This is a genomic window from Shewanella sp. (assembly GCF_051658185.1).
Classification (GTDB): Bacteria; Pseudomonadota; Gammaproteobacteria; order Enterobacterales; family Shewanellaceae; genus Shewanella.
The window spans coordinates 1-26,561 of the sequence record NZ_JBOFMC010000071.1 but is presented as its reverse complement, the minus strand read 5'-3'; the positions used below and the strand labels follow the sequence as shown (position 1 = coordinate 26,561).

Sequence of the window (26,561 nt, the reverse complement as noted above, 5' to 3'; positions counted from 1 at the left end):
TATGTACATATTGCTATGAACACTCTTCATCATTGATTTAATTCTTTGATTACTCGCCAAACGGCAGAGTAATTTCGATTAACTCAACACCTGTGAGTGTCCACACAGATTTCTTGTTTTATCTTGTTAAAGAGCAACTCAACTTCGTAAGAGAAGTGAAGTACCACACCGAGCGCTGGGCGCCTGCGGCGGGTTAGGGCTGACGTTTCGTCAACTCAGGGTGGTGCATTTTACGCATCTCCCGGTTCGCGTCAAGTGTTTTTTTCAAACTTTCTTCACGCTCATCAATCAGTAATCTCGTGAGTTACTCATCGATGACTGCCACTGGCTAACTGCGTTTCGCTGCCTGCCGTGTCAGTGGATGCGCATTATAGGCAGCTGAACTTTTTGTGCAACCCCTAATTTTAAGATTATTGGCATTTTTATACTGTTCGTTGGATATTTGACCTGACCAGTCAGTTTTTAGCCTTTATAATGCTAAAAACCACTCAATTAGGGACTTTTTTATGGCAGGGCCACTCAGAACTTACCAAGGAATTCATCCACAACTCGGCGATAATGTGTATGTGGACGCAGCTTCTGTGCTTGTTGGCGATATTGCATTAGATAACGACGCTAGTATTTGGCCCATGGTGGCGGCGCGTGGTGATGTAAACCACATTAGGATTGGTAAACGCTCGAATGTGCAGGATGGCAGTATATTGCATGTGACCCGTAAGTCGGCCTCTCGCCCTGACGGTCATCCGCTGATTATTGGTGATGATGTGACGATTGGGCATAAGGCGATGCTACATGGCTGCAAGGTGGGCAATCGTGTGTTAGTGGGTATGGGCGCAATTATTCTGGATGGTGCGATTTTAGAAGATGATGTGATTTTGGGGGCGGGTTCATTAGTGCCTCCAGGCAAGGTTCTGCAAAGCGGCTATTTATATGTGGGCAGCCCGGCGAAGCAGGCTAGACCATTAACCGCAGCGGAGTTGGCATTTTTACCTGAATCTGCGGATAACTATGTACGCTTGAAAAACGAATACTTAGCAGAATCTCAGCTGACATAATTTGCATATCGCGACAAGGAAGTGGCAGAGCACCAACACCTGCCATTTCATTTATCTTTGCTACTTTTCTTACTGAATCACTTGTTCTTACTGATTCACTTGCCCCTCGGCCTAGCCAAGATGGACGGCGCCCAACTCATCAAACGCTTCGGCTTCGATTAACGCTTCTGCCATTTCTTCGGCATCAAATCTTACCGCATCAAATAGCGCTAGCATTGTAGCGGCGTCGTCGACACTCGGCTGCTTGGAGAAATCATTTAGCTCACGTAATTTAGCCGCGCTGATATAGCACTTAATATTCATCCCCTGCTGCTGAGCAATAAAACAGATGCGTTTTTGCGTGCCATCCCAATGCTGCAGATCGGGAAATATAATGCTCTGATTCATCTTACCTTCCTATGATAAATCCCTATTAGATGTCCGACGATAGTTTTTCCCTGAGCAAGTTAAGCACGACGGTGGTATCAGGCTCGACGGTGCGCCAGAGCGCAAAACTTTTCGCCGCTTGGCCGACGAGCATTCCAAGTCCATCGATCACCTTGGCTGCCCCCTGTTGCAATGCCCATTGGTTAAATGCCGTTGGCTTTGCGCCATACATCATATCGTAGCAAACGGTAGCGCTACCGATGATTGAGTCGGGCAAGGGGGGTAACTCACCAGCAAGACTGGCCGAGGTTGAGTTGATCACTAAGTCAAACTCCTCGGTGAGCTCAGGCATAGATAACGCTTGGAGCCTATCTTTGTAAATCCCCTCTTCTACTTGGCTAAAAATATCCACTAAATCCTTAGCCTTACTTTGGGTGCGATTTGTGATAACCAACAGACCCACTCCTGCGCTAAGGAGTGGCAAGAGACATCCGCGCGCCGCGCCGCCCGCGCCGACCAATAAGACTCGCTTATGCTGCAAACTGCCCAGGTGACAGACAAGGTCGGCAACCAACCCTAGCCCGTCGGTGTTATCGCCACGAATAGAACCATCGGCCAATAGGCTTAAGGTATTAACCGCCCCAGCTAGCGCAGCCTCCGCACTTAAACTATCGCATAGGGCAACTGCTTGCTCTTTAAAGGGAACCGTTACATTAGCCCCTTTCCCCCCGCGACTAAAAAAACTTCTTATGCTCGCTTCAAAACCATCAATAGGGGCCAGAATCGCCTCATAGGTCAAAGACTGCTGCGTTAATGCCGCAAACTGGCTATGGATAAAGGGCGATTTACTGTGGCCGATGGGGTGACCAAACACGGCATAGCGATCAACCATTGGCGTATCTATTGGGAGTGAATCTGTCATATGCGGGCTTCTATTTACTGTGAGTGTTGCAGTCTAGCGCGCTTGTTGGCGAGATCACAATGATCTGTACACATCATAATGACAGTACAAACACGATGTCATGGCCGAATCCGAAGCTGGGCTAAATGCGATGTCAAGCTAAGCGTTAAGCCCTGTATCAAACTGATATTCCAGCTATAATGCGCGCATCCATATTTCACAGGCGATGTAGTTAGCTCAATGAACTGGCTTAAAACGATCTTTAGTAAGCACACCCACACACAAGATGACAGAGACCCAAACCAGTCTAATGCCTATGATTTAATTGGTGGGGACAAGGTTATCCGTGCAATAGCCCATAGCTTTTACCAAAAAATGGCCTGCTCAGAAGAAACGCGCGCACTGCTGGCCATCCATCGCGCGCCGATTGCCGAATCGGAGCAAAAACTCTACGCATTTTTAAGTGGCTGGCTCGGCGGCCCGCAGCTGTATCAGCAAAAATACGGTCATCCGGCTTTGCGTGCCCGCCATATGCCCTTTGCCGTTGATGAGACCATGCGCGATCAATGGTTATTCTGTATGAAGTTTGCCATTGAAGAGCATATAAAAAAGCCAGAGCATCGCGCCGCTATCTATGAGGCGATTTCGGCTCTGGCCGATCATATGCGCAATCAATAACGCTCTAGGTTCCGCAATTGATTAACCGACTACACCCAGTCGCGAGGTGTGAGGTAGTTAGCGTACAGATCTGCCTCTGGGCTCCCCGCCTCTGGCGTATAGGCATACTGCCAGCGCACCAATGGCGGCATGGACATCAAAATTGATTCAGTGCGGCCACCCGTTTGCAAACCGAACAAGGTGCCTCGGTCATACACCAGATTGAACTCCACATAACGACCACGGCGATACAGCTGGAACTCACGCTCGCGCTCGCCATAGCCTATATCCTTACGGCGCTCAACAATTGGCGCATAAGCCGTTAAGAAGCCATTGCCCACAGCCTGCATAAACTCAAAACTCTTATCAAAACCAGCTTGATTCAAGTCATCGAAAAACAGCCCGCCCACGCCACGGGTTTCGTTACGGTGTGGCAAAAAGAAATACTCATCACACCATTTCTTATATTTAGGGTAAACATCGTCACCAAAAGGCTGGCACAGATTTTTAGCACTTTGATGCCACTGGCGCACATCTTCTTCAAAAGGATAATAAGGCGTTAAGTCGAAACCACCGCCAAACCACCATACAGGATCAGCGCCGTCTTTGTGGGCAATAAAAAAGCGCACGTTGGCATGGGTGGTCGGAATATAAGGATTTTTAGGGTGGATCACTAACGAAACCCCCATCGCCTCAAAACTGCGCCCCGCCAACTCAGGCCTATGCGCCGTCGCCGATGCGGGCATCGCCGCCCCCGTCACATGGGAAAAGTTTACCCCAGCTTGCTCAAATACGGCACCTTGGGTTAAAACACGACTGGTACCACCACCGCCCTCGGCGCGCGTCCATGAATCAGCAGCAAAGCTTGCTTGGCCATCCAACCGCTCAAGACCCGCACAAATTCGCTGTTGAAGATCGAGTAAAAATGCTTTTACCACTGTCGCATCTGGCACGCTCATCTGCCGTTATCCTTATTTTTATTAATTGTTACTGTCCATTGCGCAAAATCTTGCCACTGCGGGCATCAATAATCGTGGAGGGTTGGCGCTGCTCACCTAATTGGCCTATCACTAACGCATCGATTTTACCTTCAAAGGTATTGAGGATTTCATCACCGCTGAGCGCAGGCTCTTCGCCGGCTAAATTGGCACTGGTCGAGACCAGCGGCTTACCCAAAGCTTGACATAAAGCCCGCACCCCTTCATGGGCGGAAACGCGTACAGCGATAGAATCAAACTCACCGCATAAATAACGCGAGACCTGCGGTTTAATCGGCATGACAAAGGTAAAAGGCCCTGGCCATTTAGAGAAGGCCAATTCGAGCTGCTCACCGGTCAACTGTGATTCATCAACATAAGCTGATAACTGCGAAAACTCGCTGGCCACCAAGATAAGCCCTTTTTGCCAAGGACGTTGTTTCACGGCGAGTAATTTTTGGATGGCAGCGTCATTATCAGGGTCACAACCTAAGCCATAAACGGCCTCGGTGGGATAAGCGATAACACCACCTTCAAGAATAATTTGTTTTATATCAGATGGCTGCAGCTTAAGCATTTTTTAGAGCACCTTTTATATAAAGAGGAATTATCAAGCAAGCTTTAAAATCACGGCAACGATTGGCCAGCCATTGCTGGCCGGGAGAATTATACTCATGGGCGCGTCTGCAACCAAATATTAAGAGATAGATCACACAAATAACCTAAAGCGGCCTTTTGTATTTACAGTTTTTTTGTGGGCACTCTAAGCGCATTCCCGCCGCCCCTTTGCGCTCGACTAATATCCCAAAACCACAACTGGGGCAGGTTTCAGCGACTGGAGGATAATTGACAATAAATTTGCATTTTGGATAAGCGCTGCAAGCATAAAAAGCCTTACCAAAGCGACTGGTTCTGTGTTCAAGCTTACCCGCAATACATACAGGGCAAGGGATCGCGGGCTTATCCGCCCGTTGATCCGGTTTTTCAATATGGGTGCAAGCGGGATACTGAGTACAACCGATAAAAATCCCAAAACGCCCCGACTTTACCGCCAACTCATGACCACACTCAGGGCAAACGGAGCCTTGGATCACCTGAGTTTCAATCGATTCGTGTTGCACTAGCGGCCGAGTGTAATCACAGTGAGGATAATTATTACAACCAATAAAACTGCCGTGTTTACTGTGCTTAACCGCAAGCTCACAGCCACACACAGGGCAGAGCTCGTATTCTTTTTCTAATGCGTGCTCATGGGCACTAAATAATTGCTCATCAATTTTAGACATCATTTACCCCAGTCATCAGCGTGAGCGCTCCGCACTCTTATCATAGCCACACAAATCACTCCTTGATGACAGCAAAAAAGGAGGACTTAGCCTCCTTTCTCTCATTCTTTATAACGCTGCATCAATTAGGAATGCAGGCGGCCTTCGGGCTGCTCAAAAATCAAATCTTCCATTTGCTCATAAGCGGATTCATGGCCAGGCGCATTAAACAACACCATTAAAATAACCCATTTAAGATCTTCAAGGATCAAAGATGGCTCATCGATTTCCATGACTCTATCGATCACCATTTCCCGAGTTTCCACATTGAGCACTTTCACTTGCTCTAAAAACAGCAGGAACCCCCGGCATTCCACATCCAACTTTTCCATCTCGTCTTTGGTGTAAATCCGAAACGAATGTTGATCGTGGTTGCACAGGTAAGGCGTATCACCTTCTTGCAATTCTGCAAGCCGCTCCAACCAAGTTAACGCTTTTAAAATCTCCGACTGGTGAAAACCAGCCCGAGTGAGTTCCTTGGTTAACTCGTCTTCATCCACTAAGAGTTCAACGTCACTGTGAACATAGTTCTCAAATAGATACATGAGGATATCAAACATGGCTAGCTCCTCTTTACTCTGACGTAACCACCGGGTACTGCAATAACCCAACCTTGCAACTCAAGTTCAAGCATTTGTTCTAACACCAGATCTATCGTTTTTCCACTATGTTCGACTATCGCATCAATTGTTGTCGCTTCATAACCTACACTAGCTAACAGCGACACAAATGGCAAATCGCAAATCTCGTCATCTTGTATATGGTGACTTGAGTGCAACTCTTCAAGGTAGAAAGCCGTTAAACTGCCGAGTTCTTCAACGATATCGGCGGCAGTTTCCACCAGTTTTGCCCCATCGCGCAATAAATCATGACAACCTTGATGATAACCGCCAAGGATCGACCCCGGCACCGCAAACACCTCTCGCCCCTGCTCCATTGCAAGCCTTGCGGTGATAAGCGAGCCACTTTGGCGCGATGCCTCGACCACCAATGTCCCCAACGCAACACCGCTAATAATACGATTACGTTTGGGAAAATTACCGGCAAATGGCCCCATATCAGGCCAAAACTCGCTGAGTATACAACCTTGCTGCTGAATATTCTCATAAAGCTGTCGATGCCGGCGAGGATAGACGATATCAATGCCGGTGCCTAGCACGGCAACAGTGCTGCGCTGATGATCGACACAGGCTTTATGTGCCGCACCATCGATACCCATTGCCATGCCACTACAAACACTCAAACCAAGAGCTGAAATGTCTGTCGCCAATTGATAGGCCACCTGCAAGCCGCCAGGTGACGCATTGCGACTCCCCACAATCGCAAGCGAAGGTAAGGCTAAAGCCTCTACACACCCCTTAGCAAATAACAACGGAGGCGGATCAGACAGTTGCTTTAATAGCGGCGGGTAGAGGGGATCGGAGAAACAAATAAGATGATGAGATGCCGATTGCTGCTGCCAAGCAAGCGCAGCATCGACCTTTTCATAGTCAATACAAAGGCTCTGAAGTAGTTGATTTGACAAAGGTAGCGCCTGCCTTTCATGCTCTAACCTTTGCCTAAGATCATCCACATCCATGTGTTTTAACAATTGTTGGATCCGAGCGGGTCCTAACCCAGATACAGCACTAACAATTAACCAATCGACCAAATAATCAGAAATTATTGACCTCGCAATACTAATGATTCAGGAGCAACCAGCTTATCATCGACTCGCACAGGGCGCTCAGTCGATAAGATGAGTCCAAAACTTGCCTTATCAAACACTTTAAACACCAATAACTGGCCATGGTAGACATCCGGCATTTGTACCGCACGGTCCGATGAAACTAAGGCCATCAAATTATCATAGGCGGTGCGCTCGGTCGCAGGCACAGGCAACCCTTTGTTATCAATGACGATAACCTCGCCATCACGGTAAATAGAAAACACAGCCCCCGGCTCGACACCATCTTGAGTGCCTTTATCGATATAAACAACGTTCAACTTGCCCGCCTCACGCTGCATCGATTCGATAGCCAACACGGCTGCGGGAGTGGTTAACTGCGCCGCTTTGGGCATAAAGTACGCTGACATCAGCGAATCGTCTTCCAAGGGTAATAACTTGAAACCCGCCTTAGTTTCCCGGAAATTACTCAGCAAGCGGACCTTGGAAACCTTGCCAGAGTCAATCACTTGGCCTGTAGCAGCCAAAATCGCTTCCTGCCCCAAGGGCTCAGCAGTCTCTTTGTTAAAAAACTCTCGACCACGCTCATAAATACCGTATTTTTGATTCAGCGGTAATTGGGCATCAATATAAATAATATCCCCCACAACATGATGGCGGGATGGGCTCTCACCCGCGAGCACCATTGGTTGCTCGGCCAGCCAGAGGGAATCGACTACACGATGCTGGGTTAAATAATTTTCAATCAGCGCTAAATCAACCACAGGCACGGCATTATTTTTGGCGATAATGCGCCCTTCAGGGCTCTTTCTTACCCGGGCCTTCCCCTGCGCAGCAACACCGTTGATCTGCAATCGCGGCTGGCCATCAATAAACACCAGTGTCAGTTGGTCGCCCGGATAAATTAAATGAGGATTGGCAATCTGAGGGTTCACATTCCACAGACTCGGCCACTTCCATGGATCGCTTAAAAAGGTGGCCGAAATATCCCAAAGTGTATCGCCCTTTTTCACCACATATGACTCAGGATATCCTGCTTTAAGTGTCAGGGTGTCAGCACAAACCAAGGTGCAATTAAATGTCATTAACGCGAGTAAAATTAACCGTTTCATGGTGCGGTCCATGTTGTTTGGCTCTAAAGTCGAGCTTTTACTGTTATTGATTGGCACTAAAGATTAAAATTAACCCATTAGCTTCTGTCAGTATAACTAACTGGCGGAGATTTGACAGACTTGTTAAGAGTTTAAGTATGGCACTATTAACCGTTTTACGCTTTCCCGATGAAAGATTGCGAACCCAAGCCACGCCCGTCACAGAGTTTACCGCGCAGTTACAAACTCAGATTGATGATATGTTCGACACCATGTATCAACAAAAAGGGATCGGCCTAGCAGCCACCCAGGTGGACTACCATAAACAGCTGATCATTATGGATTTGCAAGATAGTGTCGAACGTCCTAATGTCTTTATCAATCCTGAAATTATCGCCAGCAGCGGGGATTTTTGTAATGAAGAAGGCTGCCTCTCGGTGCCCGGCATTTATGCCAAAGTTGACCGTGCCGAACACGTTACCGTCAAAGCGTTAGACAGACACGGCAACGAATTTATCGTGGAGGCGGATGGACTGTTTGCCATTTGTATCCAACACGAAATGGATCACCTGAAAGGCAAATTATTTGTCGATTATCTGTCTCCATTAAAACGCCAACGCATCAAACAGAAACTTGAAAAAGCGGCCCGATTGGACGCCAAAGACGCATAGGATCAGCTTTGAAACCACTCAATATCATCTTTGCCGGTACGCCGGATTTTGCCGCCCGCCATTTACAGGCGCTGATTGATTCCGCCCACAATGTGATTGGCGTTTACACCCAACCCGACAGACCAGCAGGTCGCGGCAAAAAGCTGTGTGCCAGCCCGGTCAAAGCGCTCGCACTAGCCCATAACATTCCGGTTTATCAACCAAGTTCATTGCGTAAAGAACCCGCGCAGCAGGAGCTTGCCGCACTCAACGCCGACATTATGGTCGTGGTTGCCTATGGCCTCATCCTGCCCAAAGTGGTCCTCGACACGCCGCGCTTAGGCTGTATTAATGTGCACGGTTCTATTCTGCCACGCTGGCGCGGCGCCGCGCCGATCCAACGCGCGCTTTGGGCGGGTGATAAAGAAACAGGTGTCACCATTATGCAGATGGATGTCGGCCTCGACACTGGCGACATGCTGCTAAAAACCCATCTTCCGATTGAAGACGATGACACATCAGCAAGCCTGTATGAAAAGTTAGCCGAGCAAGGGCCTGCCGCACTCTTACAAGCCCTAGAGGGGCTCGCAACTGGCGCCTTAACGGCCGAAAAGCAAGATGAAACATTGGCCAACTACGCTGAAAAACTCAGCAAAGAAGAAGCCAAACTTGACTGGCGTAAATCCGCCCAACAACTCTGGCAAGAAGTGCGCGCCTTTAATCCTTGGCCGATGAGCTACTTTGAGCACCAAGGCCATACCATCAAAGTGTGGCAGGCGACACTGAGCCCAACCACCAGCAACGCTGCGCCAGGTACGATCATCAGCGCCACGAAAAAGGGCATCGAGGTCGCTACAGGAGAAGGCGTTATCACATTGCTCAGCCTGCAACTGCCCGGAAAAAAACCACTGAATGTCGCCGATATTTTAAATGCGCGCGCCGAATGGTTTACCCCTAACACTCGCTTAAATTGCGAGGAACAATCATGATGAACCTGCGTGCCTTGGCAGCCAAAACCCTCTTTGATGTATTAGAAAAGGGCGTGTCCCTCTCGGTCGCCCTGCCTGAGCAACAAAAATGCCTCGCCAACGCCAAAGATAAAGCCTTATTGGCGGAGCTTTGCTATGGCGTCATGCGCACCCTACCCCAGCTCGAAAAACGGGTCAGTGACTGTCTTGCTAAACCCTTCAAGGGCAAGCAACGCATGATCCACCAGCTATTGATTGTCGGCTGTTATCAACTGTATTTCACTCGCATTCCAAGCCATGCCGCCATCTCTGAAACCGCCGAAGCTTGTCGCCAACTTAAATTTGAAGGCATGGTGAAGGTTGTCAATGGCGTACTACGCAACATTCAGCGCCAACAAACCCCATTAAGTACCGATACCGAAACCCTTAGCTACAACACGCCAGCATGGTTAATTAAGCGCTTAAAAACCGCCTATCCCGAAAATTGGCAACATATTATTACTCAAAGCCATGAGCGCCCGCCGATGTGGCTACGCAACAACCGCCGCGCTCAGAGTCGTGCAGACTACCTCAGCGCCTTGGAAGCTGCCGGTATTGAAGCCCATGCAGGCCCAAGTGCCGACGCCATTTTGCTCGATCACCCCAAAGATGTGGCGACCCTACCGCGGTTTCTTGAAGGGGCAGCCTCCGTGCAGGATGGTGCCGCCCAATGGGCAGCGACACTGTTAAACCCTCAAGCCAATGAATTAGTGCTCGATGCCTGCGCCGCTCCCGGTGGAAAAAGCTGTCACCTGCTCGAATTAGAACCCAGCATAAGGTTAGTTGCCGTTGATTTTGATGCAAAAAGACTCGAGCGAGTCCAACAAAATCTTGACAGATTGTCATTAAACGCCGAGCTTATTCATGGCGATGCCGCCAATATTGAGACATGGTGGCACGGCGAGCAATTTGATCGCATCCTACTCGATGCACCCTGCTCGGCAACAGGAGTGATCCGCCGCCATCCTGATATTAAATGGCTACGCAAAAATCATGATATCGATGAACTCGCCGCACTACAGCGACAGATCTTAGATCATTGCTGGCAGTGGTTAAAACCCGGAGGCACGCTGCTTTATGCCACCTGCTCGATTTTGCCGCAGGAAAACCGCGACCAGATCAACGCCTTTTTAGCCAGAACGCCCAATGCCAAGTTGGATACGCTCGCCCAGCAATCGTCTCCAGCGGATATTGGTTGGCAAATCACGCCGGGACAGAACAACATGGATGGGTTTTATTATGCCCGTTTAATAAAAATGACCGACTAGGAAGTAAGCAAGGCCATGAAAATTATCATATTAGGCGCAGGTCAAGTTGGCGGAACCTTGGCTGAGAATTTGGTTGGTGAAAACAATGACATCACCATAGTCGATAGCGATAAAGCCACGCTGCGCGCCCTGCAGGATAAATATGATCTTCGCGTGGTGGCAGGCCACGGTGCCCACCCCGATGTGCTCAAAGAAGCGGGTGCAGAAGATGCTGATATGTTAATCGCCGTCACCAACAGCGATGAATGTAACATGGCCGCCTGCCAAATAGCTTACAGCCTGTTCGGCACCCCCACGAAAATCGCTCGAATTCGCTCTGAACCCTATCTTGCCATGCGCGATCGACTGTTTATCGACAGCGAAACCAAAAGCAGTGATGGTCGCCCCCGCGGCGGTTTTGTCATCGATGAGCTGATCGCACCCGAACAGTTAGTGACCGCTTACATTCACCGACTTGTCGAATATCCGGGCGCGCTGCAAGTGCTCGAGTTTGCTGAAGGCCGTTTAAGCTTGGTCGCGGTGCGCGCTTATTATGGTGGGCCTCTGGTGGGGAATGCCTTGGCAGCGCTGCGGGAACATATGCCCAATATCGATACCCGGGTCGCGGCCATTTTCCGCCAAGGTCGCGCGATTATGCCCCGCGGCACGACCATTATCGAAGCCGATGACGAGGTATTTTTCGTCGCTGACAGTCGGCACATTCGCGCCGTGATGAGTGAAATGCAAAAGCTCGATAACTCCTACCGCAATATTATGATCGCTGGCGGTGGGAATATTGGCTTAGGGCTTGCCAAGCGCTTGGAGCGCAGCCATTCCGTCAAACTGATTGAGCATCGATTAGAGCGGGCAGAAGCCCTGTCTGAACAACTTGAAAATACCACGGTATTTTGTGGTGATGCCTCGGATCAAGAATTGCTGCAAGAAGAGCATATCGACCAAACCGATGTGTTTATTGCCGTAACTAACGATGACGAAGCCAACATTATGTCGGCACTGCTCGCTAAACGTATGGGCGCCAAAAAGGTGATGGTGTTAATCCAGCGCGAAGCCTATGTGGACATAGTGCAAGAAGCCAACATCGATATCGCCATTTCCCCACAACAAGCGACCATTTCAGCCCTGTTGACCCATATCCGCCAAGGGGACATCTGTAACGTCTACTCGCTGCGACGTGGCGCTGCGGAAGCAATTGAGGCGATCGCCCATGGTGACTCCAGCACGTCAAAAGTGGTAGGTAAAGCGATTGGTACGATTAAACTCCCGCCCGGCACCACCATAGGTGCCATCGTTCGCAATGAAGAAGTGTTAATGGCTCATGATAAAACTGTTATAGAACAAGGCGATCATGTAATATTGTTCCTCGTAAATAAAAAATTCGTTGGCGAAGTCGAAAAACTCTTCCAACCCAGCGCCTTCTTCTTCTAATCACTCCGATGAGTGGGACCATGCTGAACTTTAGAGCACTCTTGTTTATTTTAGGGTTGTTCCTGTCGATGCTCACCGTTTTTATGCTTGCACCACTCTTGGTCGCGGCCGTAAACGGTGAAGAGACTGTCGGGGCATTTATGATATCTGCCTTTGCCACCGGACTGACCGCCAGCCTCTGTGTCCATAAAGGGCATAACAAAGATATCAACCTCAAAGTTCGTGACATGTTTTTGCTCACCAGCCTGACATGGCTCATTGTAAGTTTATTCGCGGCCATGCCCTTTACCCTCTATCAAGGGATTGGCTACACCGATGCCTTCTTTGAAACCATGTCGGGGATCACCACCACAGGCTCCACTGTGCTCACCGGCCTAGATACCATGGATCACAGTATTTTGATCTGGCGCTCCCTGTTACAGTGGCTAGGCGGAATAGGCTTTATCGTGATGGCAGTGGCCATTTTGCCCTTCTTAAACGTCGGTGGGATGCGGCTGTTTCGCACCGAATCCTCCGATTGGGGCGACAAAGCCGTGCCACGCACTCAAAGCATGGCCAAGCACTTATTTTATATCTATATCGCGCTGACGCTCGCCTGTACCCTTGCCTATTATCTGGCTGGGATGACCTGGTTTCAGGCAATCAACCACGCCATGACGACCCTCTCAACGGGGGGGTATTCGACCTCTGATAGTTCCATGTCGGCGTTTTCGAACGCATCACATTGGGTGGGCACCGTATTTATGATCGCAGGCGGCCTGCCGTTACTGATGTTTGTCCATATGATTGTGCAACGGGATGTCACTATCTGGAACGATGCTCAGGTCAAAGGCTTTTTGGTTTTTCTAGCCTTTGTTTCTGGCGTATTGGGAATATGGCTATGGCAAACCAGCGAGCACAGCCTGCTTGATGCGCTAAGGCTCTCCACCTTTAACGTTGTGTCGGTGGTGACCACCACCGGCTACGGCTTAACCGATTATGGCACTTGGGGACAATTTTCGTATATTGTGTTTTTGTTTTTAATGCTGGTGGGAAGCTGCTCTGGCTCGACATCGGGTGGTATCAAGATCTTCCGCTTTCAAATCGCCGGGGCAATTATGCGTGAGCAATTACGCCAGCAGTGTCACCCCAATGGTCTTTTTAGGGAGCGCTACAATAACAGGCTGATTAATGAAGATATTGTAAGATCGCTCATTACCTTCATGTTGTTGTATATGATGGCCATTGTGGTCTTAAGCATCATCCTCGTTTTAACCGGATTGGACCCTACCACCAGCTTGACGGGGGCGATCACCGCCGTCGGTAACGTCGGCCCCGGCTTAGGGCCCATTATTGGCCCTGTTGGCAATTTTTCTACCTTACCCGACGTCGCCAAGTGGGCATTAGCCTTTGGTATGCTGCTGGGAAGATTGGAGATCCTAACTGTCGCGGTATTATTTCACCCCAGTTTCTGGAAGTACTAACCCGCGCAAGCTTTAGCGAGCCAAAGGCAAATGCCCAAGGAAGCCACTCAAGTAAGAGCCCTCAAGCACAGATGGCGCCTGATAATGCGAGTGCGAAGTAAGGAGCGCAACAGGACGCGAACCATATCAAGGGTGCTGCATAACCGCCTCACCCCATCACGCCGGCTCTCTAGGGCAGAATTGAGGCGGATTAACAAGGCGCTAGGGTTTAATCAAGCTCAGCAAATGGTCGGCGTAATCTTTAACATCCTGCCAATCGGTGTAATCAATTACCGTTTTCGGATCGGTTGGGCCCTTGGTTATCTTCATAATCAATTGGATCATCCATCTGTCATACCAAGGCCATGAGGGATAATCCACTTTACCGGCAATAATCTTTAAATCGGCGGGCGTCCAAGGGGATAAGGCAATAAATTTTTGCAGATACTTATTGTTTTCAGGAATACGCTTCTCGGGATTTCTCGCCACCACATTCACACAAAAGAAACTGTTTGGGCGAGCACTGAGCGCATCGCGATGCTCAGCGATAAACTTAAACACGCTCTTGTCGTAGGTGCCGTAAAGGACACAGGCGCCCAGCGCAACTAACTGATAGTCATCCCAACGAATCTGACTCGCCGCAGGGCTATTGATATCCACCACATCAACCTGCGCGCCGCGGCTAAGCAGTTGCTCGGCAATCGCGCCTGCAATCTTGGCAGTATGGCCGCCACGGGTAAAATAAAGTACAAGCACACGGGTCATAGGGGTTCCAACTCCACTTTGGTGATGGGCCATTGTGGCCACTTTTTATAAATAAATCATCTAATAGGATCACAAATCAGCGCTATCTCATATTCTGCCACCCAAAAATTGAGATCTGAATTATTGAGCAGTATGATGACGGCAACCAATATGCTCAATTAGCGTTGCCTAATTCAAAATGCGATAAAGAGAGTGACCTTATGCAAAAAGAAATAGATGTAGATGCAATGGTAACTAATGCGGAAAGTGCCGCTAAGTGGCTAAAAGCCATAGCGAATCCTTATCGCCTAATGATTTTATGTTTATTGCTTGATAATGAGTTAAGCGTGTCTGAACTCAATGCCACTGTACCGCTCAGTCAATCGGCACTCTCTCAGCATTTAGCGGTGCTGCGCGCAGAGGATCTTGTCGACACCCGTAAGAGCTCTCAGGTTGTTTACTACAAGCTTAAAAATGACCAAGTCAGCCAAGTGATCTCGATTTTGCATAGCCGCTACTGCAGCGCTTAACGGCGGCGCTTCACTCAGCGTGCGCAGCCCGGTGTGGGTATCGCGCTTTATCCTTTATCCCATCGATCCCAAATAAAAAAGGGGGAATACTCCCCCTCCGACTCAAGGTTTAGCAGGCGTTGACAATACCAAACGAGGTAACACCAGCCCACAAAACCTTAGGCAACCACAAGCGCACTCACTTTGTGGGGTAACCCTTAGGTTCTCCAGAAGGTGGGGGTGAATAAAATTAATAACGTGAAGATTTCCAAGCGGCCAAATAACATAGCGACCACCAGCACCCACTTAGCGCCATCACCAATACTGGCATAGTTGCTGGCCACCTCGCCCAACCCCGGGCCAAGGTTATTAATACAGGCCGCCGTCGCACTAAATGCGGTAATATCATCTAGCCCCATTGCCATCAATAGCAGCATGCATATCACAAACACCAAGGCGTAGGCCGAAAAAAAGCCCCAAACCGCATCCACCACGCGATCGGGTAAGGCTTGTGAACCAATTCGAATCGAAAACATCGCCCGTGGATGCACTAAGCGCTTAAGCTCACGCGATCCCTGCAATAGCAATAAAATCACCCTAATGACTTTAATTCCGCCGGCCGTTGAGCCGCCGCAACCGCCGATAAAACTAGCAAATATCAACAACATAGGCAAAAACAATGGCCACATGTGGAAACTGTCGGTACCAAAACCTGCGGTCGTGGCAATCGACACCGCTTGAAATAGCGCGTGGTCGAGCGTCTCCTCTGGCGTCGCGTAAATATCCGAATGGTAATACAGCGTGAAAAAGCAAATCGCTGTCAGGATCAGTTGAATGGCTACCAACGCCTTAAATTCGGCGTCTCTAAAATAGACTTTAACGTTAATCCCTCGGCGCGAAAATGCCGCAAAATGCACGCTAAAGTTAATCGCCGAAACAATTAAAAAGAACACACAAATCAAATTGATGGCAGGGCTATCAAAATACCCCATACTGGCATCGTGGGTCGAAAATCCACCGATGGCGATCGTCGAGAAGGAATGGCATACCGCATCAAATACACTCATTCCGGCAAACCAATAGGCCCCTGCGCAAGCGATGGTTAATAACAGATAGATATACCACAAGGCTTTTGCCGTTTCGGCTATCCTCGGGGTCATCTTACTGTCCTTCACCGGCCCCGGGATTTCAGCCCGATAGAGCTGCATTCCACCAATCCCCAGTACCGGCAAAATGGCCACCGCCAGCACAATAATCCCCATCCCCCCAAGCCATTGCAATAAATGCCGATAGAATAAAATCGCTTTCGGTAGGGAATCGAGCCCGACGATAACAGTGGCACCGGTGGTGGTCAGCGCCGAAAAAGACTCAAAAAAGCTATCGGTCCAACTTAAACTCGGCTGCGAAGAAAAGATAAAAGGTAAGGCACCGATAGACCCCAGCACCGTCCAAAATAGCACGACAATCAAAAAGCCTTCACGGGTGCGCAATTCTTCCTTGCAACGACGGTGGGGGTACCACAGGCAAAAGCCTATCAATAAACTGACAAAAAACGCCTGAAGAAACGCCGTACCGCCACCATCGTTATACCAAATGGCAATCAAGGCGGGTGGCAGCATAGTGATAGAAAATAAGCCAATAAGCAGGCCTATGATGCGTATGATGGTTTTATATTGCATTCAGCGAGTTCAATTGATTCCATTGCTGTAAAGAAATTTTTCAGCATTCAGCATATTTTGGCACAGTTTAGGCAGGCATCACAGTTGAAAGTCGGCGCTTAAGCGGCCTTGGCTAAAAGACGTCAGTAATTGGCTCAGTATGGGCTGCTGCGCCTTGGGGATCTCAAACGAAATTGCAACCACATCCGCAAATTGCTTATCGGTGATCACGGCATCCACCTGCTTCAGGAAATGCTCGACATCCTTAAGCTGAGCGTAATCACATGCCAATCGCGCCGGATAGCGTAATTGCTTAACCTGAGTGACAAGCTGTCCCAGCCCTTGCCTTACCCCTGAGGTGTAGGCCCGCACTAAGCCGCCAACGCCGAGTTTGGTGCCGCCGTAGTAACGAATGACAATCGCCCCAATCTCACCCATCGCTGCGCCCTGCAATAATGCCAACAGCGGCCGGCCGGCGCTCCCCGCAGGCTCGCCATCATCGCTTGAGCCCATCGCGACGCCCTCATGGGGCGCGCCCGCCACAAACGCATAGCAGTAATGGCTCGCACCGGGATAATCCTGTTTTATCTGCGCCAATACCGACTTAAGCTTATCGGCGCTTTCACAATGAAAGAGCACCGAGATAAAGCGGCTATGCTTTATCTCCTCTTCAACAACCACATCCTCTGCGGGAATAGGATAACTTTCAATCACAACGACATCTCAGGTTAAATACCAAATAATTTTTTGCGCTAACCTCTGCTAATTCAAACATGGGTTAAATCACACTGCACTGCCATCAGGCTCGGCACTCAGCGCCCAACCTCAAACTCTCACGAACCTCAGCTCTCGTTGATTCAAGCCAAGCCCTGTTCGCGGGTCATGTTTTCATTACGAGCCGAATGCACTATCACATTATCTTCAATGCGCACGCCGCCAAAGGGCCTTAGTTTAGCAACAGTATCCCATGCAATTTGATGACCACGAGAGTCTTGTTGTAACGCCTTAAGCAAACTGTCGATGATATACAAGCCCGGTTCCATCGTCAGCACTTGATTGGGCGCTAACGTACGCGTGCAGCGCAAAAATGGATGCGCCGCGGGTGGCGCGAGCACTGTGCCACGATCATCACAAGAAAACCCTCCCACATCATGTACCTGCAAGCCTAACATATGACCAAGCCCGTGGGGGAAGAAAGCGCGGGTGATCCCTTGCTCCACCAGCCCCTGGGCATCCCCCGTGGCTAAGCCAAAATCCAATAACAGCTGAGCAATTTTTTGGTGGGCCGCCATATGTAAATCGAGGTAACGTACGCCAGGGCGCATCATCGCAATAAGCTCAAGCTGTGCCCTATCCAGCGCCCCAATCAACTCATCAAAAGGATTCTTCTCAAAGGCATAAGTGCGAGTGATATCGGCAGCATAGCCAAAGTAACTGGCCCCCGCGTCGATTAACAATGACAGCCGCCGCGCCGGATTTTGATGCTCAAGAGCGGTATAGTGCAAAATGGCAGCATGTTGATTAAGGGCAATGATATTGCCATAAGGAACCTCATTCTCGCCCTGACCCACAGCGTCTAAATATTGCAGTTGGATCTCAAACTCACTCGCGCCATTATAAAATGCATTTTTAGCCGCCAAATGGCCGCGCACCGCGATTTGGTTGGCGCGGCGCAGACATTCGAGCTCATATTCGGTCTTGGTGGTACGATGGAAATGCAAATAATTCATTACAGCCTCGGGATTACACTTGGTAAACCCTAAAGCCTCCGCCAGCGCTAAGTGCTCACCCACATAGGCCCAATTTGCCAGATCCCGAGGTAGCAAGCTTGCAACCTCGGTGGCCTCAGTAAGCAGCTTGATCTCAACGTGCTCGGTCCAAAATACCTCGGGGATATCGGCAACCTTATGCCAAAAATCCACCGGACGATAAAAAATCAGCTGCGGTTTGTCATGGCCGTTGACCACTAACCAACAATGGGGATTATCGAGCAGCGGCAGCCACGCTTTAAAATGCGGGTTAACTTTAAAGGGATAATCAATGTCATCTAAAAACATCCGCTGGGGCTGCCCCGAATGGATCACTAAACCAGACAACGCTTCACGGGATACCGCCTCTGCCACTCGCCGATTTAGCTCGGCGATATGGGCATGATAATAATGAGCCAAGAGATCCATAGGTCATATCCTAACTTAAATGATAGCGACTAAATTACGGTAAACCCCGCCCGATAGGAATAGCAAAGCCAGCGTAAAACAACCGCGTATTTTTTCTTTACAAACAACTCAAGCATTCTCTGCAAACAACTCAAGCACCACACCAGCAATATTACAAGTTCCCCCAAAAACGGCTTAATCAACAGGATGCAAGGTCAGCGTTTAATCCCGGCTCTACCGCCTCAACCCGCTGCGTGCGCCAAATCACAAAACCCAAAACCTTCGGTGTGAAATAAAATTAAACAGTCGTTTAAATTGGGTGTTGTAATTTATCGAATTTCGAAGCACACTGGCACACAACTGGTCAAATGATGGCCGAAGCTGCTGTGAGATAGAGAGTCGTACTAACACCAAAAGATAATGGTGGGTATCACTTTTAAGCCAAAAGGAAGCAAGCAATGATCTACCAAAGTCCTACAATTACGGTTGAGTTACTCGAGGATAATATTGCCAAGCTGTGCTTTAACGCACCCGGTTCGGTGAACAAATTCGACAGAGAAACACTCGCCTCACTCGATGCCGCCTTAGACAGCATCAAACAACAAACAAACATTCAGGCATTAGTGCTCACCTCGGGTAAAGATACCTTTATCGTCGGCGCTGACATTACTGAATTTTTAGGCTTATTCGCACAGGATGATGCAGTACTGCTCTCTTGGGTTGAACAGGCCAACGCCGTATTCAACAAACTCGAAGATTTACCCTTCCCAACCGCTTCTGCCATTAAAGGTTTTGCCTTAGGTGGCGGTTGTGAAACCATTTTAGCAACGGATTTCCGCATTGCTGACACTACGGCCAAAATCGGCTTACCAGAAACTAAACTGGGCATTATCCCGGGGTTTGGTGGCACTGTGCGTTTACCTCGCGTCATAGGCGCCGACAACGCTCTTGAGTGGATCACCACAGGTAATGAGCAGCGCGCTGAAGATGCATTAAAGGTCGGCGCCGTTGACGCCGTGGTCGCGCCAGAAGCTTTAGAGGCCGCAGCCATTCAAATGCTCAAAGATGCAGTAGCAGAAAAGCTTGATTGGCAAGCGCGTCGCCAACGCAAATTGTCGCCACTGACACTGCCGAAACTCGAAGCCATGATGTCATTTACGACCGCTAAAGGCATGGTCTTCTCTGTTGCGGGCAAGCATTACCCAGCACCAATGGCCGCGGTAAACGTGGTTGAGCAAGCTGCAACCAAAGGCCGCAGCGACGCATTGCAAATTGAGCATCAAGCTTTCATCAAGTTAGCGAAAACGGATGTGGCCAAAGCGCTTATCGGTATCTTTCTTAATGATCAATTCGTTAAAGGCAAAGCCAAGAAAGCAGGCAAACTGGCCAAAGAAGTGAAGAGCGCCGCCGTATTAGGTGCTGGTATCATGGGCGGTGGCATCGCTTACCAAAGCGCCAGCAAAGGCACACCGATTGTGATGAAGGATATCGCCCAGCCAGCATTGGATTTAGGTTTAGGTGAAGCCGCTAAACTGCTAGCCGCGCAAGTGGCCCGTGGCCGCTCTACACCAGAAAAAATGGCAAAAGTACTGAACAACATCACCCCAGCCTTAGACTATGCCCCAGTGAAACACGCCGACGTGGTGGTCGAAGCTGTGGTTGAGCATCCAAAAGTGAAGGCACAAGTGCTGGCGGAAGTTGAGCAATATGTGAGTGAAGATGCCATCATCGCTTCTAACACTTCAACGATTTCAATCAACTTACTCGCGAAGAGCATGAAGAAACCTGAGCGTTTCTGCGGTATGCACTTCTTCAACCCAGTGCATAAAATGCCATTGGTTGAAGTGATCCGTGGCGAGCACAGCTCAGAAGAAACCATCGCATCAGTTGTTGCTTACGCCAGCAAAATGGGTAAAACCCCAATCGTTGTTAACGATTGCCCCGGCTTCTTTGTTAACCGTGTACTCTTCCCTTACTTTGCCGGCTTTAATGGCCTATTAGCCGAAGGGGGTGACTTTGCCGCTATCGATAAAGTGATGGAAAAACAATTCGGCTGGCCAATGGGCCCTGCTTATCTGTTAGACGTTGTCGGCCTAGATACAGGTCACCACGCCCAAGCCGTCATGGCCGAAGGCTTCCCCGATCGTATGGGCAAATCCGGTGCAGATGCGATTGACGTAATGTTCGAGAACAAACGCCTTGGCCAGAAGAATGGTAAAGGTTTCTACGCTTACTCTGTGGATAGCCGCGGCAAGCCCAAGAAAGATGTCGACCCAACCAGCTATGAACTGCTAAAAGCCGCTTTTGGTGAGCCAAAAGCGTTCGATGCGGATGACATCATCGCCCGCACGATGATCCCAATGATTATCGAAACCGTGCGCTGTTTAGAAGAAGGCATTGTGGCATCACCCGCCGAAGCGGATATGGGCTTAGTCTACGGTTTAGGCTTCCCACCATTCCGTGGTGGTGTGTTCCGTTACTTAGACACCATGGGCGTAGCCAACTTTGTGGCCTTAGCTGACAAATACGCTCACTTAGGTGGTTTGTATCAAGTCACCGACGCCATGCGTGCCCTTGCAGCCAACAACGGTAGCTACTACCAAGCCTAATTAGCGGGAAAGGAATTTAATTATGAAACAAGCTGTTATCGTAGATTGCATTCGTACTCCTATGGGCCGCTCTAAGGCTGGGGTGTTCCGTAATGTGCGTGCAGAAACACTGTCTGCCGAATTAATGAAAGGTCTATTACTGCGTAACCCGCAATTAGATCCCAACACCATTGAAGACGTGATTTGGGGTTGTGTGCAACAGACCTTAGAACAAGGCTTCAACATTGCCCGTAACGCATCGTTACTGGCAGGTATCCCGAAGACAGCAGGTGCAGTGACTGTTAACCGCTTATGTGGTTCGTCAATGGAAGCCATCCACCAAGCAGCACGTGCCATTATGACCGGCATGGGCGACACCTTTATCATTGGCGGTGTTGAACATATGGGCCACGTGCCGATGAACCACGGTGTGGATTTCCACCCTGGTTTAGCCAATAACGTTGCTAAAGCCTCAGGTATGATGGGGTTAACCGCAGAAATGCTCGGCAAGCTCCACGGCATTACCCGTGAGCAACAGGATGCCTTTGCCGTGCGTTCACACCAACGCGCTTACGCTGCCACCGTTGAGGGTCGCTTTGCCAAAGAAATCTATGGCATCGAAGGCCATGATGCTAACGGCGCGCTCATCAAAGTGCTGCACGACGAAGTGATTCGCCCAGAAACGACCATGGAATCGTTAGCGGCGCTGCGTCCGGTATTTGACCCTGCAAACGGCACCGTGACTGCGGGGACTTCATCAGCCTTGTCTGACGGCGCCTCTGCCATGTTGATCATGGAAGAGTCAAAGGCTCGCGCCTTAGGCTTACCTATCCGCGCCCGCATTCGCTCAATGGCCGTTGCCGGTTGTGATGCCGCAATTATGGGTTATGGTCCAGTACCTGCAACCCAAAAAGCGCTGGCTCGCGCTGGCATCACAATCAATGACTTAGATGTTATTGAACTCAACGAAGCTTTTGCTGCCCAGTCTTTACCTTGTGTGAAAGATTTAGGCCTGCTGGATGTGGTTGATGACAAGATCAACCTTAATGGTGGCGCGATTGCACTGGGTCACCCACTGGGTTGTTCTGGCGCACGTATTTCGACGACACTGATTAACTTAATGGAACACAAAGATGCAACCTTAGGTTTGGCAACCATGTGTATCGGTTTAGGCCAAGGGATTGCGACCGTATTTGAACGCGTTTAACCTGTAAACCTTGAAGCCGGAACCTGTTCCGGCTTTTTTACGCCCCATTAATGCGCTGGTTTATCGAAATCACCAGATCGGGATAATATGCGGCTCGATAGCAATAACGTTCCACGTGGAACGTTATTGCTGATAAGCGAAGCCACTTACCTCCATCACAAATTCCCCCCCTTCACTTGGTTTATCAAAATCACTGGAGTAACATTAGCCAATTCTGTTTGAACGTTCGCAAGAGGTGGTATGAACGACACATTCTCAACTGCACAGCACACCCTAGATGCCCTTGGATTACGCTGCCCAGAACCTGTGATGATGGTGCGCAAAACCGTCAGACAAATGGCTGCGGGCGAGACGTTATTGATCATCGCCGACGACCCGGCGACGACGCGGGATATTCCCAGCTTTTGCGAGTTTATGGACCACACACTTATTGCCAGTGATACCTCACAAACGCCATATCAATATTTGATCAAAAAAGGCCTGTAAGCCGTATCAACCCTAGAATCTCCCCAAAACAAAGGATGTCATACGATGGCAAAATTACTGGCGATTGCTTATAAAACCGCTAAAGGCGGCCTAATGAATGAAGTCCTTTGTGCCAATGTCACTCAATTGTGTGGTGTTGAAAACGATATTTTTGGACGCCCTGGCAAGCGTCAGGTAACAGTACTATCCCTGCAGCAATGGCAAACAGCCTGTCAAAGTATCAATGCCGATCTGCCTTGGACCAGCCGCAGAGCCAACTTATTAATCGATGGCCTCATCTTTGATGCAAGCGCCGTAGGTAAGCAGTTACAAATTGGTGATTTACTGCTTGAGATCACAGGGCAAACTGATCCCTGCAAAAAAATGGCCGCCAGCCATCTCGACCTGGAAGCCGCCCTCACGCCCGAATGGCGCGGCGGTGTTACCTGTAAGGTGATCCAAGGAGCGATGATCCATCAGGGGGATGTGGTCAACCTACTTCCCCCGACAACATAAACACCAACCACTGAGCAGCTCAATCTTAGCGACTCAATCCACAGAGTTAGCATGAGCTGCTCGCCTTAAGGGCCTTAATTTAAGGCTACACCAAAATCTGCAGATAATGCCGCGCCTAAAGCTAAGCCACACAGCGTTTACGCATCGCTTAGCTTATTAGGCGCGAAAGCCCTCGCCACTTTGCATAATCATCTGAGAATGCCCCCCAACAATCCCGCTTAGCCTATAGCGAGTTCTCGTTAAGTGATTCATCAATTGAAACAGTATTTAAGTGTTGCTTGCTGCAAATTTGTGCGATAACTAGCCCATATTCCTTACTCATTTCACGCCTTTTATGGCCACTCGCGACCACAACAACGATAACAGGACGTCACATGTTGAAATTTACGCTAACACCTCTCTATATCGCCCTAATGCTCGGGTTGAGCACCCAGACTGCACAAGCCACCAACTCCAGCGCTCCGAGTTGGGAGGTCAACCAGCCAAACGGTGCGCCGCTAAATAACGTCAATATCGCGGTCAATCAAGGGACATGGATGAACCTGAGTGCTAGCCCTGATGGTAAATATTTAGTGTTTGATTTACTCGGTGACATTTATCAGATCCCTGTCAGTGGCGGTGACGCCAAACCACTCGCCCAAGGTATTGCTTGGCAAATGCAGCCGGTATATAGCCCCGATGGTAAGTACATTGCTTTTACCTCGGATGCCGATGGCGGTGACAATATTTGGATAATGAATGCCGATGGTAGCAACCCTCGCACAGTGACAAGCGAAACCTTTCGGTTGCTCAATAGCCCAGCTTGGAGCCCGGACTCACAGTATATCGTCGGCCGCAAACACTTTACCGCCAGTCGCAGCTTAGGTGCTGGAGAAGTCTGGCTTTATCATGTTGCAGGCGGCGAAGGCGTTAAACTGACTGAGCGCCCAAATGATGAAAAGGACTTAGGTGAGCCCGCCTATTCGCCCGATGGCCGCTACATTTATTTCAGCCAGGATGATACGCCAGGAAAAACCTTTCACTACTCCAAAGACTCCGTAAATGGCATCTACAAAATTAAACGCTACGACACCCAAACCGGCAATATCGATATCCTAATCGAAGGGACTGGTGGCGCAATACGCCCCACACCGAGCCCCGATGGCACTAAATTAGCCTACATTAAACGGGATGATTTCCAATCCTCGTTGTACTTGCTTGATCTCAAATCCGGTGACACCACAAAACTCTATGGCGAGTTAGATCGCGATATGCAGGAAACTTGGGCCATCCATGGCGTTTATCCCACCATGGCATGGACTCAAGATAATCAGGATATTTTCTTCTGGGCTAAGGGGAAAATTAACCGCCTCAACGTTGCCAACAAAACCCTCAGCAATATTCCCTTTACCGTGAAAACCACCTTAGAGGTGCAGCCTGCGGTGCGCTTTAAACAGGATATTGATAAAGATGTATTCGATGTAAAAATGCTGCGAATGGCACAAGTCTCCCCCGATGGTAGTAAAGTTGCCTTCGAAGCATTGGGTAAAATCTGGTTAAAGTCGCTTCCCGATGGCAAGATGTCACGCTTAACCGAGTTAGGTAACGATATTGGAGAACTTTATCCCCAATGGTCGCGTGATGGTAAAAACATCGTCTTCACCACTTGGCATGACCAAAATCAAGGTACAGTACAGGTGATCAGCGCGAGAGGAGGAAAAGCCAAAGCACTGACCAATGAACCCGGGAAATATGTTGAACCGACGTTTTCCCCTGATGGGAACCTTGTGGTTTATCGCAAAGTTCAAGGTGGCACGTTAACTCCCCGTACGTGGTCCCAGAACCTCGGGTTGTACAAGGTCGATATCAACACCAAGCAAACCAAGTGGATCTGCGGCGATGGCTATCAGGCACAATTTGGTGCGACGGCAGATCGAGTTTACTTTATGGACAGCGCTGAGGACGATATGCCGCAGCTCGCTTCTATCAACCTAGAAGGCTTTGATAAACGCGTTCATTACCGCAGTAAACATGCTACTGAGTTTCGGATCTCGCCCGATGGCAAACAACTGGCCTTTGCCGAGCGCTTTAAAGTGTGGGTGACGCCCTTTGCCAAACATGGTGAAACAGTTGAAATCGGCCCTAACGCCAGCAACCTCCCTGTGACACAGCTAAGCATTCGCGCTGGCGAGAGCATCAGCTGGAACAGCGATAGCGATCAACTGTATTGGACACTGGGCCCTGAGTTATACCAAGCCAACGTCGATACTCACTATTTACCGCCCAACGAAAAACCTGCACCCAAGATCACCCAGTTGGGCTTTACTGAATCCGCGGCGGTTCCACGTGGAACAATCGCCTTTGTTGGCGGCAAAGTGATCACCATGGAAAATGACCAAGTCATTGAAAACGGTATTGTCGTAGTCAAAGACAACCACATCATCGCCGTTGGGGATGCAAGCACAGCTATTCCACGGGATGCACGGGTGATCGACATTAAAGGCAAATCAATCATGCCCGGACTTTTTGATGCCCATGCCCACGGTCCACAGGCCGATAATGAAATCGTGCCGCAGCAAAATTGGACGCTCTACGCAGGCCTCTCTTTAGGTGTAACGAGTATCCACGATCCATCCAATGACACCACCGAAATCTTTGCCGCATCTGAGCAACAAAAGGCAGGCAAGATTATCGGGCCACGAATATTCTCTACGGGCACCATCCTTTATGGCGCCAACGCACCGGGTTACACCTCCCATATCGACTCCCTTGAGGATGCAAAATTCCACCTTGAGCGCTTAAAAAAAGTCGGCGCATTTAGCGTAAAAAGCTATAACCAACCAAGGCGCAATCAACGCCAACAAGTGATTGCCGCAGCGCGAGCGCTTGAAATGATGGTCGTTCCCGAA

At 49.4% G+C, this 26,561-nt stretch carries 25 protein-coding genes; 13 read left to right on the top strand and 12 right to left on the bottom strand.

What is annotated here, in order from left to right; genetic code table 11:
* The first annotated feature begins 506 nt into the window (after positions 1 to 506).
* Positions 507 to 1,055, top strand: a complete 549-nt coding sequence (locus ACRCZA_RS03265; protein WP_438673052.1) for a gamma carbonic anhydrase family protein — start codon at positions 507 to 509, stop codon at positions 1,053 to 1,055.
* A gap of 111 nt (positions 1,056 to 1,166) precedes the next feature.
* Here the strand turns inward: ACRCZA_RS03265 and ACRCZA_RS03260 are convergent, their stop codons facing one another.
* Complete coding sequence (locus ACRCZA_RS03260; RefSeq protein WP_438673051.1) at positions 1,167 to 1,442, bottom strand: DUF1488 domain-containing protein; 276 nt, start codon at positions 1,440 to 1,442, stop codon at positions 1,167 to 1,169.
* Positions 1,443 to 1,467: 25 nt separating this feature from the next.
* Entirely contained in the window at positions 1,468 to 2,313 is an 846-nt protein-coding gene (gene aroE, locus ACRCZA_RS03255; protein WP_438673056.1) for a shikimate dehydrogenase, read from the bottom strand.
* A 249-nt stretch (positions 2,314 to 2,562) separates the two neighbouring features.
* On the opposite strand from aroE, the gene ACRCZA_RS03250 reads away from it, so the two are divergent.
* Positions 2,563 to 3,000, top strand: a complete 438-nt coding sequence (locus tag ACRCZA_RS03250) for a group II truncated hemoglobin (protein ID WP_438673050.1) — start codon at positions 2,563 to 2,565, stop codon at positions 2,998 to 3,000.
* A 29-nt stretch (positions 3,001 to 3,029) separates the two neighbouring features.
* Here ACRCZA_RS03250 and hemF read toward each other — a convergent pair whose 3' ends face one another.
* The 6 genes from hemF to ACRCZA_RS03220 form a co-directional block, all read right to left on the bottom strand.
* Complete coding sequence (hemF, locus tag ACRCZA_RS03245; protein ID WP_438673049.1) at positions 3,030 to 3,938, bottom strand: oxygen-dependent coproporphyrinogen oxidase; 909 nt, start codon at positions 3,936 to 3,938, stop codon at positions 3,030 to 3,032.
* A 28-nt stretch (positions 3,939 to 3,966) separates the two neighbouring features.
* Positions 3,967 to 4,533: an L-threonylcarbamoyladenylate synthase gene (locus ACRCZA_RS03240; protein ID WP_438673048.1), complete on the bottom strand. Its 567-nt coding sequence runs from the start codon at positions 4,531 to 4,533 to the stop codon at positions 3,967 to 3,969.
* Positions 4,534 to 4,678: 145 nt separating this feature from the next.
* On the bottom strand, positions 4,679 to 5,242 hold the full coding sequence (locus ACRCZA_RS03235; RefSeq protein ID WP_438673055.1) for a topoisomerase DNA-binding C4 zinc finger domain-containing protein: 564 nt from the start codon (positions 5,240 to 5,242) through the stop codon (positions 4,679 to 4,681).
* A gap of 125 nt (positions 5,243 to 5,367) precedes the next feature.
* A complete protein-coding gene (locus ACRCZA_RS03230; RefSeq protein ID WP_438673047.1) occupies positions 5,368 to 5,841 on the bottom strand; it encodes a DUF494 family protein in 474 nt (157 codons plus the stop codon).
* Positions 5,842 to 5,843: 2 nt separating this feature from the next.
* The gene (dprA, locus tag ACRCZA_RS03225; protein WP_438673054.1) at positions 5,844 to 6,860 is read right to left on the bottom strand and encodes a DNA-processing protein DprA; all 1,017 of its coding nucleotides are present in this window, start codon (positions 6,858 to 6,860) and stop codon (positions 5,844 to 5,846) included.
* An 83-nt stretch (positions 6,861 to 6,943) separates the two neighbouring features.
* Positions 6,944 to 8,071: a LysM peptidoglycan-binding domain-containing protein gene (locus ACRCZA_RS03220; protein WP_438673046.1), complete on the bottom strand. Its 1,128-nt coding sequence runs from the start codon at positions 8,069 to 8,071 to the stop codon at positions 6,944 to 6,946.
* 125 nt (positions 8,072 to 8,196) lie between these two features.
* Here ACRCZA_RS03220 and def point away from each other — a divergent pair, with 125 nt between their 5' ends.
* Genes def through ACRCZA_RS03195 form a run of 5 tightly spaced genes read left to right on the top strand, consistent with a single transcriptional unit; the run spans position 8,197 to position 13,851 of the window.
* On the top strand, positions 8,197 to 8,709 hold the full coding sequence (gene def / locus ACRCZA_RS03215; protein WP_438673045.1) for a peptide deformylase: 513 nt from the start codon (positions 8,197 to 8,199) through the stop codon (positions 8,707 to 8,709).
* Between the two features lie 8 nt (positions 8,710 to 8,717).
* Positions 8,718 to 9,677 (top strand): methionyl-tRNA formyltransferase, encoded by a 960-nt coding sequence (gene fmt / locus ACRCZA_RS03210; protein WP_438673044.1) that lies wholly within the window; start codon positions 8,718 to 8,720, stop codon positions 9,675 to 9,677.
* A complete protein-coding gene (gene rsmB, locus ACRCZA_RS03205) occupies positions 9,677 to 10,963 on the top strand; it encodes a 16S rRNA (cytosine(967)-C(5))-methyltransferase RsmB (RefSeq protein ID WP_438673053.1) in 1,287 nt (428 codons plus the stop codon). The genes fmt and rsmB overlap by 1 nt, the downstream gene beginning before the upstream one ends.
* Positions 10,964 to 10,978: 15 nt before the next feature.
* Entirely contained in the window at positions 10,979 to 12,388 is a 1,410-nt protein-coding gene (gene trkA / locus ACRCZA_RS03200; RefSeq protein ID WP_438673043.1) for a Trk system potassium transporter TrkA, read from the top strand.
* 20 nt (positions 12,389 to 12,408) lie between these two features.
* Positions 12,409 to 13,851: a TrkH family potassium uptake protein gene (locus ACRCZA_RS03195; protein ID WP_438673042.1), complete on the top strand. Its 1,443-nt coding sequence runs from the start codon at positions 12,409 to 12,411 to the stop codon at positions 13,849 to 13,851.
* A gap of 201 nt (positions 13,852 to 14,052) precedes the next feature.
* On the opposite strand, the gene hemG is transcribed toward ACRCZA_RS03195, so the two are convergent.
* Entirely contained in the window at positions 14,053 to 14,595 is a 543-nt protein-coding gene (gene hemG, locus ACRCZA_RS03190) for a menaquinone-dependent protoporphyrinogen IX dehydrogenase (RefSeq protein ID WP_438673041.1), read from the bottom strand.
* Between the two features lie 200 nt (positions 14,596 to 14,795).
* Here hemG and ACRCZA_RS03185 point away from each other — a divergent pair, with 200 nt between their 5' ends.
* Positions 14,796 to 15,104: an ArsR/SmtB family transcription factor gene (locus ACRCZA_RS03185; protein ID WP_438673040.1), complete on the top strand. Its 309-nt coding sequence runs from the start codon at positions 14,796 to 14,798 to the stop codon at positions 15,102 to 15,104.
* A 197-nt stretch (positions 15,105 to 15,301) separates the two neighbouring features.
* Here the strand turns inward: ACRCZA_RS03185 and ACRCZA_RS03180 are convergent, their stop codons facing one another.
* The 3 genes from ACRCZA_RS03180 to pepQ all read right to left on the bottom strand — a co-directional run bounded on the left by ACRCZA_RS03180 (position 15,302) and on the right by pepQ (position 18,918).
* Positions 15,302 to 16,762, bottom strand: coding sequence for a TrkH family potassium uptake protein (locus tag ACRCZA_RS03180; RefSeq protein WP_438673039.1), 1,461 nt, complete (start codon positions 16,760 to 16,762; stop codon positions 15,302 to 15,304).
* Between the two features lie 78 nt (positions 16,763 to 16,840).
* Positions 16,841 to 17,455, bottom strand: coding sequence for a YigZ family protein (locus tag ACRCZA_RS03175; protein WP_438673038.1), 615 nt, complete (start codon positions 17,453 to 17,455; stop codon positions 16,841 to 16,843).
* Between the two features lie 143 nt (positions 17,456 to 17,598).
* Positions 17,599 to 18,918 (bottom strand): Xaa-Pro dipeptidase, encoded by a 1,320-nt coding sequence (pepQ, locus tag ACRCZA_RS03170; RefSeq protein ID WP_438673037.1) that lies wholly within the window; start codon positions 18,916 to 18,918, stop codon positions 17,599 to 17,601.
* Positions 18,919 to 19,355: 437 nt separating this feature from the next.
* Between pepQ and fadB the strand changes: the two genes are divergently transcribed.
* The 5 genes from fadB to ACRCZA_RS03145 all read left to right on the top strand — a co-directional run.
* Positions 19,356 to 21,506 carry a fatty acid oxidation complex subunit alpha FadB gene (fadB, locus tag ACRCZA_RS03165; RefSeq protein ID WP_438673036.1) on the top strand — a complete coding sequence of 717 codons (2,151 nt, stop codon included), beginning with the start codon at positions 19,356 to 19,358 and terminating at the stop codon, positions 21,504 to 21,506.
* A gap of 22 nt (positions 21,507 to 21,528) precedes the next feature.
* Positions 21,529 to 22,692: an acetyl-CoA C-acyltransferase FadA gene (gene fadA, locus ACRCZA_RS03160; RefSeq protein ID WP_438673035.1), complete on the top strand. Its 1,164-nt coding sequence runs from the start codon at positions 21,529 to 21,531 to the stop codon at positions 22,690 to 22,692.
* A 240-nt stretch (positions 22,693 to 22,932) separates the two neighbouring features.
* A complete protein-coding gene (gene tusA / locus ACRCZA_RS03155; RefSeq protein ID WP_438673034.1) occupies positions 22,933 to 23,178 on the top strand; it encodes a sulfurtransferase TusA in 246 nt (81 codons plus the stop codon).
* A gap of 45 nt (positions 23,179 to 23,223) precedes the next feature.
* Positions 23,224 to 23,673: an MOSC domain-containing protein gene (locus ACRCZA_RS03150; RefSeq protein ID WP_438673033.1), complete on the top strand. Its 450-nt coding sequence runs from the start codon at positions 23,224 to 23,226 to the stop codon at positions 23,671 to 23,673.
* A 374-nt stretch (positions 23,674 to 24,047) separates the two neighbouring features.
* On the top strand, positions 24,048 to 26,561 hold a 2,514-nt coding region (locus ACRCZA_RS03145), incomplete at its 3' end, for an amidohydrolase family protein (protein WP_438673032.1).